Consider the following 18,625-nt stretch of genomic DNA (forward strand, 5'->3'; position numbering starts at 1 on the left):
GATATGAGATATATGATTTTGGATATAACAATAGTTCTATTAGTAATATCTCCTTTCATCGGTATTTTTTATCCTAAAACATTTATAAAGATACCTACTGTATATCCTGTTTTTGTTAAGATAAATAAGTTTATTCAAACAGACAATATAGCTTCATTTTTAGGAATAGGTAATAAAGAAGTTATAGAGGGAGAAATAGACTCTAATAAAAATACAGAATTTATAAAGGCTAAAGATGTTCAAAAGCCAACTAGTTCTAATGGAGCAATAAAATTAATTCATTCTTTAGCTAACACAATTATTGAAGCAGAGTACAAGTGGCAATGTACAGAAGTAACACCAGATACAATAAAACTAGCTTTAGAAAGTGTGGAGCTTATTAAAGATAATTATGATAGAATGCATCTTAGAAATGGTTTAAGTAAATGGGTAAAAGGAGACTTTTCCAATGCTGTGGAAATACATAACTATGTTTGGGAAATGTTAGATGGAAGTATAGGAAAAGCAGAAAATCTTGATAATGAAGAAATAGAAAAGATTAAAAATAAGTATTTTTAATGTATTAGTAGGAATCAATCTACTAATAGAGAGTAAGTATAATTCATTTAAATGGTCTACAAATTTAGTATCTCTTAATAAGGTAAAAAATGTTAATAGAGATTATAAAAATAAATATTTATAAGTAAATTTAAATATTTATTTTTATAATCTGTTTTTTATTGTAAGGAAATTATACATTTTCTATAGAAAATATATAATTTTCAACTTTGTTACTTAAGTAACGCTAGAGTATAAACTATATACTTACATACAAAGTTTCATTGCCAAATTCTTTAATAAATTTTTCTAAATCCTCATAAGTTATCCAAACTGTTGCGGTATTGACATTTGGATGTACGCCAATCAAATTTTGTTGTTTTAAATCATTATCTAAAACAACTTTTACATCATGATTTTTATCATTAATTATACCTAAAGGTGTTACAGCGCCTTTTATTAAATTTAAATGTTTTATTAACCTTTCTTCTGAAGCAAAGCTTAAAGAAGAGGAATTAAGTTGAGTTTTTAAAGACTTTAAATCTACTTTTTTATCATGCTTTAATACTACTAAGTAATGAGTTTTTCCATTTGAATTTTTTAAGAATAGATTTTTTACTATATCGTCTTGATTTTCTAAATTAAGATTAGTTACTTCTTCTATTGTATACACAGGAGGATGGTTTACGATCTTGTATTCAATACCTAATTCATTTAGTTTTTTTAGCACTTTTTCCTTAGTATCCATATGCTCACTTCCTTTTCTATTTTTTATAATATTATAAAGAAAAAATAGAACATTGTAAAAACCTAACTATTAAAAATTAAATTTTATATATATAATTAACTAATAATACTAAAAATAAACTAATACCTTTTAATTTGGAGGATAAAATGGAAAAATTATTTTATGAAGATCAATATATAAAGAGTTTTACTGCAGAAATAGAGGATATAAAAGAAATAGATAATAAATATCATGTAATTCTTAATAAAACAGCATTCTTTCCTGGAGGGGGAGGACAGTATTGTGATTTGGGAAGCATTGATAATATAAAAGTAGTTGATGTATATGAAGAAGAAAATGACATATATCATGTACTTGAAAAGAAGCCAATAAAAATACATAAAGTAAAATGTGAGATTGATTGGAATAGAAGAGAGTATGGTATGCAGCATCATTTTGGTCAGCATATTATATCAGCATGCTTTAGGAATGAATACAATGCTAAAACAGTAGGATTTCATCTTGGAAAAGATTTTGCAACAGTAGATATAGAAGGATTTTTTAAAGAAGAAGATATTTTAAAAATTGAAAAAATGTGCAATGCAATTATAAGGGAAAATATAAAAGTGGAATTTTTAAATATTACTAAAAAAGAAGCTAAAAAATTAAAACTAAAGGATGATTTATCTAAACTTGATAATGAAGTAAGGCTAGTAAAAGTAGGGGATTTAGACTTGAATTTATGCTGTGGGGTACATATGAAAAATACACTAGATTTAAGAATGATTAAGATTAAAAGATTTGAAAAATATAAAAAATCTACAAGACTAGAATTTTTATGTGGAACCAAAGCTATAGATGATATGTTAATAAGAGATTATTATTTAAATAAGATTTGTAAATATCTAAGTAGTAATGAAGACGGAGCTATTAAAGGTATAGAAAACTTAAATGAAAAGTTAAACCAATCTATAAAAGAAAATAGAAGATTGGAAGAAGTAATAAGTTATTATGAAGTAAAAGAAATGATAGATAATGCAGATATAATAAATGATTTATCTATCATAGTTAAAACATATAATGATAAAACTATGAATTATATAAATAAAATAGCAAATAAAATTACACAAGAAGATAATATAGTTGGAATTTTTGCTTTAGAAAATAATGATAAAGTTAATTTATTATATACATGTTCTAAAAATATTGAAAATTTAGATATGAATATATTATTAAAAGACTCTATTAAACTAATTGACGGTAGAGGTGGAGGAAGTAAAGTTTTAGCTCAAGGTGGAGGTAAAAACAATGGAAATCTTAAATCTTTATTTGATTATGTAATATTGAAAATAAAACAAATATAAATTATAACAATATTTTTATAATCTAAACATTAGCTCTTGATCAATAAACTAAATCGTTGGCGATATAAAGATGAATACTTAGCCAGTGGTTTAAGCAAAACAAATTTTTTATTGGTAATTGTAAATAAATATATAATTTGCTATTTGAAAAGAAATCATTTATTCAGTATAATAATAAGTTGATTGAAAAAACTATTCGTTATGAAAGTGAGCATAAATATGAAGAAAGAATTATTTAATGGTAAAAGACTTAAAATTGCCAGAGTATATAGAGGTAAAACTATAGATCAAGTATCTAAAGAAACAAATATTAACAAAAAAGATATTTTAGCTTTTGAAGAAAATAAGTATAAGCCAACAGTAGAAAATTCATTGAAATTATCAAATGTATTAAATTTTCCTAGGGAGTATTTTTATAAAAATGAGAATTTAAAAATAACTGTGGATGCAGTACACTTTAATCCCCAGTCAACTATACAAAGAAATGAAGAAATATCCTATAGAGAAAAATTAATAATGATTCATAAGCTATATTCGTTCTTTGAGAATTATATTCAATTTCCAGAATTAGATTTACCTAGCAACTTAAACAAAAATTTTAGCATGGAAGAGTTAGCAATTAAATGCAGAGAATACTATGGAGTAGAAAATGAACCAATAATAAATATGGTATCTTTTATGGAAAGTATAGGTGTTGCTATTACTGCCATGAATGTGGAAAGAAGAGGCGCGTCCCCTTACTCTCAAAAACAATCTACAAATAATAACTTTAAATATATAGTGTCTTTAGGTCATGATAAAAACTCATTAGCAGTAAGAAATTATGATTTAGCATATGAATTTGCATTTTTAATATCAAATGAATTGAGAATTCCTGCTAAAAAGTTTAACAAAGATGATTTTGCATCAGCATTTTTATTACCAGAGGAAAGTTTTAGACAAGCTTTAATTAATTCAAATGAGTTAAATGATTATATTGAAGTTAAGTCTAAATTTATGGTACCTATAAGTATAGTAATATACAGAGCATATAGTTTAGGAATAATTAATTACAAAAAATATAATTACCTTATGAATGAATTGATGAAAAAAGGATGGCATAAAGAAGAGCCTCTAGATAATGTAAGAGCTACTTCGCCTACTTCCCTAAAAAAAGCTTATAATTTACTTTTAGAGAATAATATAATAAGTAAAAATACATTAATTGAAAAACTATATAACGAAGGAATGATTCTTTTTCCAAAAGATATAGAAATTTTAATGGGATTAAAAGAAGGTACCCTTCAAAATAAAAATGACGTAAAAGTCATTGATTTTAAAAATAAAAGAAAATAATAATAAGTGTAGATGAGAACTTTATTAGTTTTCTTTCTACACTTTTATATTTAGTAAAATATCAACTACAGACTTACAAAAGTCATATAAATCAATGATTTATTAAATTTCCTTTAGCTCATATAAATCTTTTCTTCTATGTTTTAATAGAGGGAGTTCGTTTCTAATTTTTTCTACATAATCTAAATCAATAGTATAAGTTATGAATCCTTCTTCATCATCAAGTTGAGATAAGATTTCACCAAAAGGAGATACAATTAAAGAATGTCCATAAGAAATATATGAAGAACTATAATCTCTAGCAGTTGAACATCCTATTGTATAAACTTGATTATCGATAGCTCTGGATCTAAACATTAAATCCCAATGGGCAGGACCTGTAGTCATATTAAAAGCAGCGGGAACAATTATTATTTTTGCACCCTTATCAACCATAATCCTTGCTAATTCAGGAAATCTAAAATCATAACAAATGCATAAACCTATCTTGCAAAACTCAGTATCAAATACAGTAACCTTGTTTCCACTAGTTAAAGTATCTGATTCTTTGAAGGTTTGTTTATTTTTTATATCTATGTCAAATAAATGAACTTTTCGATGAGTTGCAATTTTTTCTCCATTTCTATTAAATACATATGAAGTATTATAGATTTTATTATTACATTTTTCAGGAATAGACCCTGCTACCAAGTAAAAATTATTTTCTTTAGCTAAGTTAGATAAATATCTAAATGAATATCCTCCTTCTTCTTCTGCAAATATAGGAAACTGTAAATTATCATAAGGACATGAAAACATTTCAGGTAATATTACCATATCAGGTTTTTGGATAGAAACTTTTTTTATTAACTCTGAAGCTTTTAATAGATTGCTATTTTTATTAAACTCAGATTTCATTTGTATTAAAGCAACTTTCAATTTATTCATAATAACCTCCTATATATTACTTTTATATGTATGTGTATATAACTAAAATTGCAAGTAAAATAAAATTATTAATAGTAAAACTTTTTTATTTATCATTTTAATTTCCTTATATCTAAATAGTATATTAAATATTGCTTAATATCAAATGTATATTATATTTATGGTAATAATATCTTGTTTTGATATGAATAATTAATTACAATATTTATTTATCTAATATGTCAAATGAATGTTATTAGACTAATTTTTATTTCATTAGGAAAAATAAATAATATTTTACAAGGAGATGATACTTTATGGTAAAAATGGTTATGTTTGCAGGAGGCTGTTTTTAGTGAATGGTAGGACATTTTGATAAAACTTAATCATTTCTTGTCATAATCATATATTGTGGGATACTATTAAATAATTTCTCTCTTTATGTTACAATATCAAAGGTATAAGACAAAATAATGAAATCATAAATGAAAAGAGGTAACAAAAGAGGTAACATATGAGAAATTTAATAGAAAATAGAAGAAATATAATTTTATTATTAAGTACATTATTTATTTCTTTATTTATTACTGGATGCAGTATAGATGAAAAAGAGTTACATAACACATTATCCAACATACTATCTACACAAGATGAAAGTTTTGATCCTAATGAAGAATTACTATATGATGATTTAAAAGATTGTTTAGATAAAGGTAAAATACCGAATTATGTAGAAGAGGTAACTGTAAAAAGAGTAGTAGATGGAGATACTATAAAAATTGAAGATGACAACGGAAATGAAACGTCAGTAAGAATGTTATTAATTGATACGCCTGAAGATACTAAGAAAAAACAATATTTAGGTGATATTGCCACTAATTATGCAAAAGATAAATTAGAAGTTGGAAGCACTATTTATATAGAAACAGATGGAAAAGAAAATGACAAGTATGGAAGATATTTAGGATATGTATGGTATAAAGAAGATAATAGATTCAAAATGTATAATAGAGAAGTTGTTAGTGAAGGGCTTGCAAGGGTAGGATACATTTATGATGCTGTACGCCACTTAGATGTACTAAAAGATGCAGAATATAAAGCTAAAAAAAGTCAAAAGAATATTTGGTCAATCAATGGTTATGCAACAGATAAGGGATTTAATCAAAATTTAATTAACTTTTAATTATAAAAGGACATCAATAATTATGATGTCCTTATTTGTTGTATATTTATTTTTTTTCCCATGCAATCATAATAAATTCTTTTCCAGTTTCTTGTTTTATTTGTTCCTCAGCCTTTTTTATAGCTACTTCATCTTCTTTTGTAATTAAAGCTATATGATAATTTTCCATATTTAATCCTCCATTAAATAAGATTTTATTATATTATATGTCATACTTATAATATAATAAGCTAAAATTATTTCCTTTTTTGTTTAAAGTTTCAAAATTTTTTATTAATATAATTTTAAACTATAAGAATAGATTATAATATATTTATCCATGGATAATTATGGTAAAATATTAGTGTATTAATATTTATTGGAGGAAATATGATGAATAAAAAGAAAAGATATGCTCTTGCCCTTTTGTCAGCAACTTCTTTAGCGTATACTATTGGGTCATCTCAGAGTGTATATGCAGGTAATAATGTTGGAATAGTAACGGCTAGTTTATTAAATGTAAGAAGTGGACCTTCCACCTCTAATAGTATTATAGGTGGAGTAATAAAAAATGAAAAAGTTAATATAATATCATCTAAAAATGGATGGTATGAAATTAAGTATCATAATAAAAATGGTTGGGTAAGCGGAAAATATATTGATATTAAAAATTCACAAACAACAAGTACAAGACCATTAAATAAAACTTTAATATCAACTACTAATTTAAATGTGAGAACAGGAGGTTCTACCGATTATAAAGTAATTTCTTATATAAGAAAAGATGAGTATGTTAATGTAATAGGAATGTGTAGTAGTGGATGGTATAAGGTCAAATTAAAAAATGGAACAGTAGGATATGCAAGTAATAAGTATTTGATAGAAACTAGTAACTCGAGTAATAATAGCTCTAATAATTCATACAATAGTACTTCAAATAATAATATTACAATAATAGATGATTTAATTACAACATCAAATCTTAATGTAAGAAGTGGACCATCGACAGAAAATAATATCATAGGATATTTAAAAAAAGGCAGTAGTGTCAAAATAGTAGAGAAAACTAACAACTATTGGTATAAAGTGAAGCTTTCAAATGGAAAAATAGGATATTGTAGTCGCCAATATCTTAAATCAGAAAAAGAAGTTAATTATTCACTTGAAAATCAAACTGTCTCAAGTGAAAATTCATCTATATCACAAAATATGGTTATGAATGTAAAAGCCTATGCTTATTATGATGGTATTATTACTGCAACAGGAACAAAACCTCAAGCAGGTAAAACTATTGCTGTAGATCCTACAATAATACCTTATGGAACTAAGGTATATATACCTAAGTTTGATAAAGTATTTATAGCAGAAGATTGTGGAGGCGGAATTAAAGGAAATAAAATTGATATTTATATGAACACAAAAGAAGAATGTCTATCTTGGGGAGTAAGAAACATTGAAATACATATATTAAAATAAAAAAAGCTAAGGGAAACCTTAGCTTTCTTTATATAAATTTATAATTAATAGAATAATCTAGTCAAAAATGAAAAATATTTAAATGACAAAAAATAGCATGGTAACAAATTTATTTTATTTTCATATTATATATTAAAATTATTGTATAGGAGATGTATTGAATGAGTAAAGTTACCAAACCTATTACTGATGTTGGCAAAGAAGTAATAAATGGAGTAGGAAATGTAGCAAAAGAAACTATAGGAACAGGTGTAAATGTTGGCAAGGATGTAATAAATGGAGTAGGAAATGTAGCAAAAGAAACTATAAATACAGGTGTAAATGTTGGCAAGGCAATAAAAGATAATGTTAAAAAGTAATGACTAAACAAAAATAAAAATAAGGTACCTTTTGGTACCTTATTTTGTTATAAACTCTTGACCATTGATTTTTAAAGAATATGGATTATTATTCTGTATTATCATATCGTAATATATGTATCCTTTATCAGGAAGATTAAAATATCCTTGCGTAAAGATTAAATTACCATTTTTATGTAATTCCTCTACTATAATTTTAGATTTTATATTTAAGATACCTTGAATTGATTCTTCAACAATATTAGTATAAGTAGAAACTTCAGGGTTAGATAAATAATTACTCTCTGATTTTAAATTAGTTATTTCTATGTTTATTAAATTAGGTTTATAAAATTTATTACATAAGAATACTATACTAAAAAATAATAATAAACATATGGAAATAGTCAAAATTATTTTTCTCGCTTTATATAATTTAGTATTTTTAAGTTTTTCTTTTGTAGCATTGTGCTCTTTTATCTTTTTGCGATCTTGGTATCTAATTACCTTATTACTTTTTTCTTTTAGATTTTTAAGATTTAATCTACCATGATAATTCTTCCCCTCATATTCAGCCTTTTTATCAATGAATCTAATCGTATTATTAAGATTAGCATTCTTCAATGTAGCCCCCCCTTTATAGTTCCCTTGTAATATAATAATACTACACTGGAATTATAAATAACAACAAGTATTATGGAATTAATATGTAAAAACTATACTACATTATAAGAAAAATTATATATGCTGAAATAGTAAAGGTTCTAAACTTCTATCTAAAATATTATTTAAGTATGAAATTAAAACTCCGTAATTAACAATAGGAATATTATATTCTTTAGCTTTATTTATTCTATTTAACATGGCCTTCCTATTCATCATGCATGCTCCACAATGAATTATAAGTTTATATTTTGTAATATTATCTGTGAAGGTTATACCAGAAGAATATTCAAATATTAACTCTTTTTTAGTGTGATTTTTTAACCAATTTGGTATTTTAAATGTGCCTATATCATCATCTTGTCTATGATGAGTGCATCCTTCGGCAATTAGTATTCTATCACCATCTTTTAAATCTTCAACAGCTTTAGTTCCTTTTACTAGTTCTTCTAAGTCACCTTTTTGTCTAGCGAATAGAATTGAAAATGATGTCAAAGGAATATCCTGTGGGGTATCTTTAGAAACTTGTGAAAAAACTTGGGAGTCTGAGATTATAAGAGATGGCTTCTTATTAAGGCAAGATAAGGTTTCTTTTAATGTGGTTTCTTTAGTCATAATCGCTGTAGAACCACTGTCTAAAATATCTCTTATAACTTGTTGTTGAGGTAAGATAAGTCTACCTTTAGGTGCAGCTTTATCTATAGGTATTACTAGAACTATTAAGTCATCAGGTTTTATCAAATCTGATACAAGTTGTAGATTGGAGCTTTCGTACTTAACATTATTGATTATGATTTGTTTTAATTTATCCATACCATCCTTATTAATAGAAGATACACAAACAATAGGGCATTGTACTTGTAAATTTGTTGAGTTAATAAGTTTGTTTTTATCTTCAATCTTATCTATTTTATTTAGAACAAGTATGTAAGGAATTTCTTTGCTTTTTAAAAGATTTATAATTTCTAAATCTTCACTGCTAATACCTAAGCTAGAATCTACTATTACGAGAGCAATATCAGTTTTATTTAAAATATCAAGGGATTTGCTAACTCTTAACTGTCCTAAAAAACCAATATCATCTAAACCAGCAGTATCTATAAGAACACAAGGACCTATTGGCAGTATTTCCATTGGTCTAAATACAGGATCTGTTGTAGTACCAGCAATATCAGATACTATAGCAATATCTTGATCAGAAATAGCGTTAATTATACTAGATTTACCTGCATTCCTTTTTCCAAATAATCCTATGTGAATTCTTACAGATTGAGGTGTTGAATTCAAACTCATTTTATTACCCCCTAATTTCTTTTTTTGATACACTAGTTTTAACTGAAACATAGGGTATTTTACCAAGTTTTCCAGTTAAGTTATTAATTGTATCCATCTCCCCTATTACGATAACACTTATAATAGATACACCTTCATCATCAAAAGGTATACCCATTCTACCTTTTATAATTTTTTTAAAACTACCTAAAACTTTATTAAATTCTTGTTGGCATTTTTCTGGTTCATCTAATACAGCGCTAATAACAGCTACTCTACTCATTGTATTACCCCCTAAAAACTTTCTTAAAAAAGTAAAAAATTTACTAATCAAAGAAAGGTAGCTTAACAACTAATAATTTCATTAATATTAGAAAAAATCTTTTTAGTTAAATATATATTTTAATTCTAACAATAAAACATTCAGAAATCTATATAAATACTAGATAAGAAAAAATAAAAAAGTAAAAAATTTGAAAAATTATGTTGAAAACGAATATATGTTCGTATATAATAAAAGTATAGAACGAATGTTTGATTAAGCTACATTATAAATTTTATCATATTAGTACAAGCTTATTAATATAATTAAATAAATAATTTATTTGAGGAGTGATATTTATGGTAACTAATGAAAAGAGAATAGAAGAGATAACTTTAGAAAATATTAAAAATGGTGAAGTGACATTATTTCAATTAAATGAAATTTATAATAAAATGGGATTTGTTTTTATAGCTGATTCTGGGAAATTTACACATATAAAGAAAGAGAGAAAACATTAGTATAAATGTATAAAATATATATAAAATTATTAATTTAGACCCTTCTTGATTAAAATCAAGTTAGGTCTTTTTTTCTGCTTAAATATAAGTATATGTGAAAATGTGTAACAATATAGTTACATATTGGTAAATTATATTGTTAATATTTTTATATTAAAATATAATTTTATTCAGGGATGAGGTGAAGTTATGGGTGATGATATAAAAGCTAAGTCGGATAAAAAAAATAGTAAGCGTTTTTTAAAAATAATAGGAATTGTTAGTATAGTTGTAATGGTATTAGCGTTTGCTTCTTTGAATTACTTTACAAAAAATTATTTATATAATGGCAAGATTGCTGAAAATATTTATATTCAAGGGATAGAAGTGTCTAATTTAAGTAAAGATGAAGCAATAAATTTAGTAAAAAAGAAATATACTCCACAGGATTTAACTTTAAAATATAATGATTCTTCATATACTATAAAAAGCAAGGATATAAATTTACAATATGATACTGAAAAATTAATAGATGAAGCTTATAATATAACAAGAACAGGGTCTTATTTTAATGATATAATTTCTTATATAAGTACAAAAATTAATAAGAAGGACTATAATATAGGTATTACTTATGATGATGAAAGATTAAATGAATCTATAGAATCTATATCAAGTGATATAAACCAAGAGGTATCAAATGCAAAAGTAGATATATATGGAGGAAGTATAAGGATAACTCCTTCAGTAGAAGGAAGAAGCTTTAAAGTAAATGAAAATAAAAAGATAATATCAGAAGTATTAAAAAATAAGAATTATGAAAACGTAGATCTGCAAGTTGATGTTACAAAGCCTAAGATATCTACTGAAGATGTTAGTAGTATTAATTCTTGTTTAGCATCTTTTTCAACAAAGTTTAATTCGAGTCAAAAAGACAGATCACATAATATAGGTTTAGCAGCTCAAAAAATTAGTAAAGTACTGTTACTTCCGGGACAAACTTTTTCTTATAATGATCAAACAGGACCAAGAACTTTAAGTAATGGATTTAAAAATGCTCCTGTTATATTAAAGGGTGAACTAGAAGATGCACCTGGAGGTGGAGTTTGCCAAACTTCGACTACATTATTTAATGCGGTATTGTTATCTGGATTACAAATAGATCAAGTACGTAATCATTCACTTACACCATCGTATGTACCAAGAGGAAGAGATGCTATGGTTAGTGATGGAGGAAGTGATTTTAAGTTTACTAATAATTTTGATCATGCTGTATATGTTGAGAGTTACAGAAGTGGAGATACTGTAACAGCTGCTATATATGGAGCTTCACAAGATAGAGTCGGTGTTAGCATTGATGTAGATGAATTTAAATATAATAATCTACCAGCAGCCAAAACATATAGAACTATAACAAAAAATGGAAAGAGCACAAAATCATATATTTATACTAGTGTGTATAAAAGATAAATTTGATAAAAAAACTATCTTAATGTAATTAATTTACAATAAGATAGTTTTTTAATTGTAAGGAAATTATATGTTATATGTTTTGTAGATAGCATATAATTTCCACTTTTATTATTTTGAGTGACGGGCAAAGCCATTGGACACATGAAGCGAATTTTTTTATTTTAAAAATTTTACTTGCTTTTTACTAAAATATTAATAACAACTTATTAAAGGATAGAAAATGATGTAAAAAATTGTTATACTTTATAAGTAATGAAATTAAAAGGAGGTGCTCAAATGAACTTAATTTCAGATAGATATGAAATACTAGATATATGTGAAGAGATAAGTTTTGGAAGGCTTTATAAAGCAAGAGACTTATTTGAAAATCAATTAGTATTTATACAAGTCATAGAAGAAAGTAAATATATAAATAGAAATTTTATACCTAATTTAATTGACGAGTCTACCATGTTAATGAACATAAAATCTTCTAATATTTCAAAGATTTTAGATGTTGGAACAGATTATATAAATGATAAAGAATGCTATTATATTGTTAATGAATTCTTTCCTGGTATTGAATTAAAAAAAGTTATTAAAGGAAATTATATGGACTTAAATAGTATAGTTAAAATAACAAGAAAAATATTGACGACTTTAGGTTCAGCTTATAGTTACGGATTATATCATGGGGGATTAAATGAAGATAATATTTTTGTAGATGAGAATCATAATATAAAAATATATGATTACTGTATAACAAAAGCTAATAATGGAGTTAATATAAGAAAGGGGAATTATATTGGCTTCTTGTCTCCTCATCAACTTAATATTAATTATACAGATTTGGAAAGTGATTTTTTTACCTTAGGTGTAATATTATTTGATGCTATTTTTAAAAAAATGCCTTTTGGTATTGGAAAAGATGAGAAAGAAATGTTAAAATTAATTGACAAAGGCATTGATTGGAACACAGTAGGTGTAAATAATGAAAATATGGCGTTAGTAAATATAGTAAAGAAGCTTATTAGGAGAAAAGAAAAATATAATAGTGCTGATGAGGTGTTAATAGATTTAAGTAAATTTATGTATGTAAAAGCTGATATTAAAGATGCACAAGTTGATAAACTTGAACTTGAGGGTAATATTATGACCTCAAAAAAGAAAGGCAATAAGTTTTTCCAAAAAGCAGTTTTACTAGTCTTAACAGTTATAATATTGTTTATTGTTATTGTAAAGTTTAAGTAAAAGAAAAATAAATATTTATCAGGAGTGGAAAAATGAAGATAGATTGGAATTCAAAGTATAATACCATATCAGTATATACTTTAATAGTAATATGCTGTAGTATAATTTTTTATTTTATGGCATCACAAATAGGATCTTTTAGTGAGAAATTTAGTATATTTATAGGCATAATGTATCCTTTTATTATAGGATTTGCAATTGCTTATTTATTAAACTTTGTATTAGTATTTTTTGAAATTAGCGCATTTGGAAAATTAGAGTGGTATAAAAAATTAAAAGATGGTCAAAAGAGAAGTATTGCCCTAATAGCTACTTATTTAGTAGCTGCAGGACTTTTATATTTATCTATGAACTTTATAGTTCCACAATTAATAGATAGTATAATGGGTCTAGTTAACGATATTCCTCGTTATGTAGATAATATAACGAAGTTGTTAAATGAATTAGTAAATGAAGGTAATATTGATCAAGAGTATGTAGTTTTAATTCAGGAGCAGATGAACAATTTTATATCGTATATTATGAATTTTGTTAGCGAAATTATTCCTGTAATAGGTAATACTTTAAAAGTTATTGCTTCAAGTATATGGAATATTGTTCTTGGTATAATTATTTCTGTATATTTATTAATAGACAAAGAAAGATTTTGTGCAATAAATAGAAAAATAACTTGTGCGTTGTTTTCACAAAAAACATCAAATAGAATATTTGAATTAACGTATAGAAGTAATGAAACATTTGGAAAGTTTTTAAGTGGTAAAATAATAGACTCTGCTATAATAGGTGTGCTTAGCTTTGTGGTGTTTACAGTGTTTAAAATGCCATATACTTTATTGATATCTGTTATAATAGGTGTAACTAATATTATTCCATTCTTTGGACCTTTTATAGGTGCAATACCATCATTTATTATAATACTATTTGTTTCGCCAACAAAGGCTTTAGTATTTTTAATTTTAGTGTTTATAATACAACAATTAGATGGAAATATAATAGGACCTAAGATATTAGGAGATTCTATAGGAATTTCAGCATTTTGGATATTATTTGCAATATTAGTAGCAGGTAAGTTCTTTGGAATTGTAGGTATGATAATAGGGGTTCCTTTATTTGCTATTATTTATTCTATAATTAAGGAAGAAGTAGAAGAAAAGTTAAAAAATAAGAAATTACCAACAGATACAAAAGATTATATGAAAAGAATATAATTAAAAATAAATAAAGTGTGAGGATCTTGGCTAACTTCAAAAATAATTGAAGTTAGCATTTTAATTTATATATTAAGATAAATAAGAATATAATTTAAAAATATTAATATATATAAAATGAAATTTATTATTTACAAAGAAGTGTAATTTATATAATATGTATATTACAAGTTAACAAATCGATAATCTGATGAAGCTTTACAGAAGAGTTGTCTACAGACACACCGAAGGAGCAAAACTCTCAGGTACTTTTTAATAAAAGTGGGACTGTAAGGTATAGGAAACTCTGGAGAGATCCGAAAGGACGCCGAAGGGGCAAGGCTATTTTGCTCAATCTCTCAGGCAAAAGGACAGAGAATATACATAAGCATATTTGTGCTTTTATTTAATATGTATGAAATCCTATACTAAATCACATAATGATTTAGTATTTTTATTTTTAACAAAATTATGTATTATTAATGAATATCGAATCTAGAGTGTGAAAGTTAGATATTTATTTAATTTGTAATTATTTTTTAGAATAGGATTAAAAGTGATAGAATACATATTTAAAATTATTTATAATTATATTTTTATTCTTGTCTAAATTCATAAACGATTATTAGATTTTGTACTTAAATTATTTTAATTACAAAAAGGAGTGTTTTTATGGATTTTCTTAACTTATTAAATATGGTGGATAGTTTTATATGGGGGCCACCGCTTCTAATATTACTTGTGGGAACAGGTATATATCTTACAGCAAGACTTGGTCTTATTCAAATTTTTAAACTTCCGAAAGCTTTCAAATTAATATTTAATGCAGAAAATAGTGGAAATGGTGATATTTCAAGTTTTGGTGCCCTTTGTACTGCTCTTGCTGCAACGATAGGAACTGGTAATATAGTTGGTGTGGCTACTGCAATAAAATCAGGTGGGCCAGGAGCATTGTTTTGGATGTGGCTTGCAGCATTCTTTGGTATGGCTACAAAATATTCTGAATGTCTTTTGGCTATTAAATTTAGAAGTAAGGATGATAATGGGCAAATTTCTGGTGGACCAATGTACTATATAGTAAATGGTATGGGTGAAAAATGGAGACCTTTAGCAGTATTCTTTGCAGTAAGTGGTATATTAGTTGCACTCTTAGGTATAGGTACATTTTCACAAGTTAATTCAATTACAGATGCAGTAAATAGTTCTTTTGGATTAGACCCTAAAGTAACAGGTATAATACTTACAATTTTGGTTGCTTTAGTAATTTTTGGTGGTGTTCAAAGTATATCAAATGTAGCTACTAAAATTGTTCCCTTCATGTCAGTAATATATATATTTATTTGTTTAACTGTATTATTTAATTATTATAAATTAATACCAGATACATTTATTTTAATATTTAAAAGTGCATTTACTGGGCAAGCAGCATCAGGAGGATTCTTGGGAGCAACAGTGTCAATGGCAATTAGAAATGGTATAGCTAGAGGAGTATTTTCAAATGAATCTGGACTTGGTAGTGCACCTATAGCAGCAGCTGCAGCAAAAACTGAATGGCCAGCAGAACAAGGTCTTATATCGATGACTGGTACTTTTATAGATAGTATAATAATTTGTACTTTAACAGGTTTAACTTTAATTATATCAGGAGTTTGGAAAGGTGATTTAAATGGTGCATTAATGACTCAATCAGCTTTCGCATCTGTACTACCTAATATAGGACCATTATTCTTAACGGTAAGTCTTAGTTTATTTGCTTTTACTACTATATTAGGATGGAGTTATTATGGAGAAAGATGTTTTGAATTTTTGTTTGGAGTTAAAAAGATAAACTTATTTAGAAGTTTATTTGTGATAATGGTTTTACTAGGGGCATTTTTAAAATTAGAATTAGTTTGGGTTATAGCAGATATAGTAAATGGTCTTATGGCATTACCTAACTTAGTGGCATTACTTGCTTTATCACCTGTAATAATATCAGAGACGAAACGTTATTTGAATTATTTAGAAAATAAATCAAAAGAAATTGATGAAAAGGTAATTTAGGAACTAAATAGAAAATATAATTGTAATAAATTTGAAAATATTTAAAATTTAATGATAAAATATAAAAAACTTTCATCTAAGATCAAATTCTAAAGATGGAAGTTTTTTATTATTAAAAATAGGGTACTAATGTTAATAATACTAACAATGTTAATAAACTAGATTTAAATATAGAACACAATGGAATAATAAAACTATATAAAAAATAAGAGGTAAGAATTATTATGAAAAAAGAGAGAAGACGAATAATTATTGACTTTGAAGTACTTTCAAAAGGCGGATTTTGGATGTGCTGTATGAAAGATTATAAAACAAGTAAAGAGCATGTGATAATAAATGATAGAGAAGAATTTTTGAGAGTTTTCAATAAAAATAAAGAATCTGTTTGGATAGGATACAATATAAAAGGATACGATCAATGGATAATGAAAGCTATAATTGCAGGATTAGATCCTTGTATAATATCAGATAAAATTATAGAACATAATATTTCTCCATGGAAAATAGATAGAGATTTAAATAAAGTAAATTTATATTTATTTGAAATAAGTGATACTTATAGAAGTCTAAAAGAACTAGAGTTATTTATGGGAGAAGATATAAGAGAGAGTAGTGTATCTTTTGATTTAGACAGATATCCAAATGATGAGGAAATAAAAGAACTAACTTCTTATTGTTTACATGATGTAAGAATGACATATAAAGTTTTTGAAGAAGTATACTATAGATATGATGCTCAATTAGGTCTTATAGAATACTTTAATTTAGATGATAATATGTTTAATAAAACTGAAGCACAGCTTAGTGCATATATTTTAGGTGCAAAAAGACCTAATTATGAAAGAAATGATACTGCTGAATTTGATATTGTTGATAAGATAAGACTTAGTAAGTATGATAATGTAAAAAAGTGGTATGAAAATTACAATAATAGGGATTTAAAAAAATACTTAAGAGTAAATGTCTATGGAGTGGAAACAGATTTTGGATGGGGAGGGCTCCATTCAGCTAGAAAAAAATACAAAGCAGAAGATTTTATTGTAAATTCAGATGTGAGTTCTTTTTATCCATCTATAATGATTGAATATGGTTTGCTTAGTAGGAATGTGCAAAATCCATCTAAATTTAAAGAAATAAGAGATACTAGATTTAATTTAAAAAAAGAGAAAAATCCAATAGAAAAATCATTAAAATTAGTACTAAATAGTACTTATGGTGCTTGTATGGATGCTAATAATGATCTTTATGATCCAAGACAAGGAATAGCTATTTGTGTAAATGGACAACTTTTACTACTTGATTTAATTGAAAAGGTTGAACAAGAATTTGGTGATAAAGCAGAATTTATACAAGGTAATACTGATGGGGTTATGTTTAAGTTTAATTCTAAAGAAGATGTTGATAAGTATTTAGATATATGTAATAAATGGTGTGAAAGAACTAATATGGAATTTGAACACGATTTTATCAAAAAAATAATCCAAAAGGATGTAAACAACTATATTTATATCAAGGAAGATGGAAAAGTAAAAAGTAAAGGAGCTTATGTTAAAGAATTAAGTTTAATTGATAATGATTTACCAATAGTTAATAAAGCAATAAAAGAAAAGCTTATAAATGATATAGATATAGAAACTACTATAAATGATTGCAATAGTCTAATTGATTTTCAAAAATGTGTAAAAATAACTGGTAAGTATAGTCATGCAGTTCATGGAAAAGAAAATATTAATCTAAAAGTTCTTAGAGTGTTTGCAAGTAAGTCGAGCAATGATTATTCTATCATGAAAATGAAAGCTGATGGTAAATTGGAAAAAATAAGCTACACACCAGATAGAGTTTTTATTGATAATAGCAATGTTATAAATAAAGAAGTTCCAGAAAAATTAGATAAAGCTTGGTATATTAATTTAGCAAAAGAAAGATTGGAAAGTTTTGAACCGGAAAATACTTTTACGTTATTTGATTATTTTGATATGATGTAAATTATACTTTCTAATTAACATATTTTTATAATAGATAATGAAAAAGGAGTTGTATAAATACAACTCCTTTTATTTGGGCTAGCGTTATACTTATACATTGTATAAGTTCCCACTTGTGGTATATATTATACTTTATGATACTTTTAAAGTAAAGAATAAATTTAA

At 25.5% G+C, this 18,625-nt stretch carries 18 protein-coding genes and 1 riboswitch; of the genes, 12 read left to right on the forward strand and 6 right to left on the reverse strand.

Annotated elements, in window-relative coordinates; genetic code table 11:
* The coding region (locus J7G74_RS09635) for a DUF6241 domain-containing protein (RefSeq protein ID WP_297134636.1) at positions 1-558 on the forward strand (558 nt) is incomplete at its 5' end.
* Positions 559-796: 238 nt separating this feature from the next.
* Here the strand turns inward: J7G74_RS09635 and J7G74_RS09640 are convergent.
* A complete protein-coding gene (locus tag J7G74_RS09640) occupies positions 797-1,285 on the reverse strand; it encodes a prolyl-tRNA synthetase associated domain-containing protein (RefSeq protein WP_297134639.1) in 489 nt (162 codons plus the stop codon).
* Positions 1,286-1,431: 146 nt separating this feature from the next.
* Between J7G74_RS09640 and J7G74_RS09645 the strand changes: the two genes are divergently transcribed.
* Positions 1,432-2,628: an alanyl-tRNA editing protein gene (locus tag J7G74_RS09645; protein ID WP_297134641.1), complete on the forward strand. Its 1,197-nt coding sequence runs from the start codon at positions 1,432-1,434 to the stop codon at positions 2,626-2,628.
* Between the two features lie 219 nt (positions 2,629-2,847).
* Entirely contained in the window at positions 2,848-3,963 is a 1,116-nt protein-coding gene (locus J7G74_RS09650; protein WP_297134644.1) for an XRE family transcriptional regulator, read from the forward strand.
* A 102-nt stretch (positions 3,964-4,065) separates the two neighbouring features.
* On the opposite strand, the gene J7G74_RS09655 is transcribed toward J7G74_RS09650, so the two are convergent.
* Positions 4,066-4,890: a carbon-nitrogen hydrolase family protein gene (locus J7G74_RS09655; protein WP_297134647.1), complete on the reverse strand. Its 825-nt coding sequence runs from the start codon at positions 4,888-4,890 to the stop codon at positions 4,066-4,068.
* Positions 4,891-5,383: 493 nt separating this feature from the next.
* On the opposite strand from J7G74_RS09655, the gene J7G74_RS09660 reads away from it, so the two are divergent.
* A complete protein-coding gene (locus J7G74_RS09660) occupies positions 5,384-6,052 on the forward strand; it encodes a thermonuclease family protein (protein WP_297134649.1) in 669 nt (222 codons plus the stop codon).
* Between the two features lie 46 nt (positions 6,053-6,098).
* Here the strand turns inward: J7G74_RS09660 and J7G74_RS09665 are convergent, their stop codons facing one another.
* On the reverse strand, positions 6,099-6,221 hold the full coding sequence (locus tag J7G74_RS09665; protein WP_297134651.1) for a hypothetical protein: 123 nt from the start codon (positions 6,219-6,221) through the stop codon (positions 6,099-6,101).
* Positions 6,222-6,424: 203 nt separating this feature from the next.
* Here J7G74_RS09665 and J7G74_RS09670 point away from each other — a divergent pair, with 203 nt between their 5' ends.
* Together J7G74_RS09670 and J7G74_RS09675 are read left to right on the forward strand one after the other, a co-directional pair.
* Positions 6,425-7,507 (forward strand): SH3 domain-containing protein, encoded by a 1,083-nt coding sequence (locus J7G74_RS09670; protein WP_297134653.1) that lies wholly within the window; start codon positions 6,425-6,427, stop codon positions 7,505-7,507.
* 161 nt (positions 7,508-7,668) lie between these two features.
* Positions 7,669-7,866 carry a hypothetical protein gene (locus tag J7G74_RS09675; RefSeq protein ID WP_297134656.1) on the forward strand — a complete coding sequence of 66 codons (198 nt, stop codon included), beginning with the start codon at positions 7,669-7,671 and terminating at the stop codon, positions 7,864-7,866.
* A gap of 39 nt (positions 7,867-7,905) precedes the next feature.
* Here the strand turns inward: J7G74_RS09675 and J7G74_RS09680 are convergent, their stop codons facing one another.
* The 3 genes from J7G74_RS09680 to J7G74_RS09690 form a co-directional block, all read right to left on the reverse strand.
* Positions 7,906-8,469, reverse strand: coding sequence for a hypothetical protein (locus tag J7G74_RS09680; protein WP_297134658.1), 564 nt, complete (start codon positions 8,467-8,469; stop codon positions 7,906-7,908).
* A gap of 114 nt (positions 8,470-8,583) precedes the next feature.
* The gene (hydF, locus tag J7G74_RS09685; protein ID WP_297134660.1) at positions 8,584-9,801 is read right to left on the reverse strand and encodes a [FeFe] hydrogenase H-cluster maturation GTPase HydF; all 1,218 of its coding nucleotides are present in this window, start codon (positions 9,799-9,801) and stop codon (positions 8,584-8,586) included.
* A gap of 4 nt (positions 9,802-9,805) precedes the next feature.
* A complete protein-coding gene (locus J7G74_RS09690; protein WP_297134663.1) occupies positions 9,806-10,063 on the reverse strand; it encodes a TM1266 family iron-only hydrogenase system putative regulator in 258 nt (85 codons plus the stop codon).
* A 338-nt stretch (positions 10,064-10,401) separates the two neighbouring features.
* Between J7G74_RS09690 and J7G74_RS09695 the strand changes: the two genes are divergently transcribed.
* The 6 genes from J7G74_RS09695 to J7G74_RS09720 all read left to right on the forward strand — a co-directional run bounded on the left by J7G74_RS09695 (position 10,402) and on the right by J7G74_RS09720 (position 18,460).
* On the forward strand, positions 10,402-10,563 hold the full coding sequence (locus J7G74_RS09695) for a hypothetical protein (RefSeq protein ID WP_297134664.1): 162 nt from the start codon (positions 10,402-10,404) through the stop codon (positions 10,561-10,563).
* 189 nt (positions 10,564-10,752) lie between these two features.
* Positions 10,753-12,012, forward strand: a complete 1,260-nt coding sequence (locus J7G74_RS09700) for a VanW family protein (protein ID WP_297134666.1) — start codon at positions 10,753-10,755, stop codon at positions 12,010-12,012.
* A 279-nt stretch (positions 12,013-12,291) separates the two neighbouring features.
* Positions 12,292-13,245, forward strand: coding sequence for a protein kinase domain-containing protein (locus J7G74_RS09705; protein WP_297134669.1), 954 nt, complete (start codon positions 12,292-12,294; stop codon positions 13,243-13,245).
* Between the two features lie 32 nt (positions 13,246-13,277).
* Positions 13,278-14,453 (forward strand): AI-2E family transporter, encoded by a 1,176-nt coding sequence (locus J7G74_RS09710; protein ID WP_297134672.1) that lies wholly within the window; start codon positions 13,278-13,280, stop codon positions 14,451-14,453.
* Between the two features lie 276 nt (positions 14,454-14,729).
* Positions 14,730-14,817, forward strand: a riboswitch (glycine riboswitch).
* A 287-nt stretch (positions 14,818-15,104) separates the two neighbouring features.
* A complete protein-coding gene (locus tag J7G74_RS09715; RefSeq protein ID WP_297134673.1) occupies positions 15,105-16,475 on the forward strand; it encodes an alanine/glycine:cation symporter family protein in 1,371 nt (456 codons plus the stop codon).
* A 224-nt stretch (positions 16,476-16,699) separates the two neighbouring features.
* Entirely contained in the window at positions 16,700-18,460 is a 1,761-nt protein-coding gene (locus tag J7G74_RS09720; protein WP_297134675.1) for a hypothetical protein, read from the forward strand.
* The last annotated feature ends 165 nt before the right edge of the window (positions 18,461-18,625 follow it).

It is taken from the genome of Terrisporobacter sp. (genome assembly GCF_017888745.1).
GTDB lineage: Bacteria > Bacillota > Clostridia > Peptostreptococcales > Peptostreptococcaceae > Terrisporobacter.

Excerpts from the sequence above, each read along its gene's own strand:
- J7G74_RS09640 (WP_297134639.1), bottom strand. The coding sequence starts at position 1,285 with ATGGATACTAAGGAAAAAGTGCTAAAAAAACTAAATGAATTAGGTATT.
- J7G74_RS09645 (WP_297134641.1), top strand. The coding sequence starts at position 1,432 with ATGGAAAAATTATTTTATGAAGATCAATATATAAAGAGTTTTACTGCA.
- J7G74_RS09650 (WP_297134644.1), top strand. The coding sequence starts at position 2,848 with ATGAAGAAAGAATTATTTAATGGTAAAAGACTTAAAATTGCCAGAGTA.
- J7G74_RS09655 (WP_297134647.1), bottom strand. The coding sequence starts at position 4,890 with ATGAATAAATTGAAAGTTGCTTTAATACAAATGAAATCTGAGTTTAAT.
- J7G74_RS09660 (WP_297134649.1), top strand. The coding sequence starts at position 5,384 with ATGAGAAATTTAATAGAAAATAGAAGAAATATAATTTTATTATTAAGT.
- J7G74_RS09665 (WP_297134651.1), bottom strand. The coding sequence starts at position 6,221 with ATGGAAAATTATCATATAGCTTTAATTACAAAAGAAGATGAAGTAGCT.
- J7G74_RS09670 (WP_297134653.1), top strand. The coding sequence starts at position 6,425 with ATGAATAAAAAGAAAAGATATGCTCTTGCCCTTTTGTCAGCAACTTCT.
- J7G74_RS09675 (WP_297134656.1), top strand. The coding sequence starts at position 7,669 with ATGAGTAAAGTTACCAAACCTATTACTGATGTTGGCAAAGAAGTAATA.
- hydF (WP_297134660.1), bottom strand. The coding sequence starts at position 9,801 with ATGAGTTTGAATTCAACACCTCAATCTGTAAGAATTCACATAGGATTA.
- J7G74_RS09690 (WP_297134663.1), bottom strand. The coding sequence starts at position 10,063 with ATGAGTAGAGTAGCTGTTATTAGCGCTGTATTAGATGAACCAGAAAAA.
- J7G74_RS09695 (WP_297134664.1), top strand. The coding sequence starts at position 10,402 with ATGGTAACTAATGAAAAGAGAATAGAAGAGATAACTTTAGAAAATATT.
- J7G74_RS09700 (WP_297134666.1), top strand. The coding sequence starts at position 10,753 with ATGGGTGATGATATAAAAGCTAAGTCGGATAAAAAAAATAGTAAGCGT.
- J7G74_RS09705 (WP_297134669.1), top strand. The coding sequence starts at position 12,292 with ATGAACTTAATTTCAGATAGATATGAAATACTAGATATATGTGAAGAG.
- J7G74_RS09710 (WP_297134672.1), top strand. The coding sequence starts at position 13,278 with ATGAAGATAGATTGGAATTCAAAGTATAATACCATATCAGTATATACT.
- J7G74_RS09715 (WP_297134673.1), top strand. The coding sequence starts at position 15,105 with ATGGATTTTCTTAACTTATTAAATATGGTGGATAGTTTTATATGGGGG.
- J7G74_RS09720 (WP_297134675.1), top strand. The coding sequence starts at position 16,700 with ATGAAAAAAGAGAGAAGACGAATAATTATTGACTTTGAAGTACTTTCA.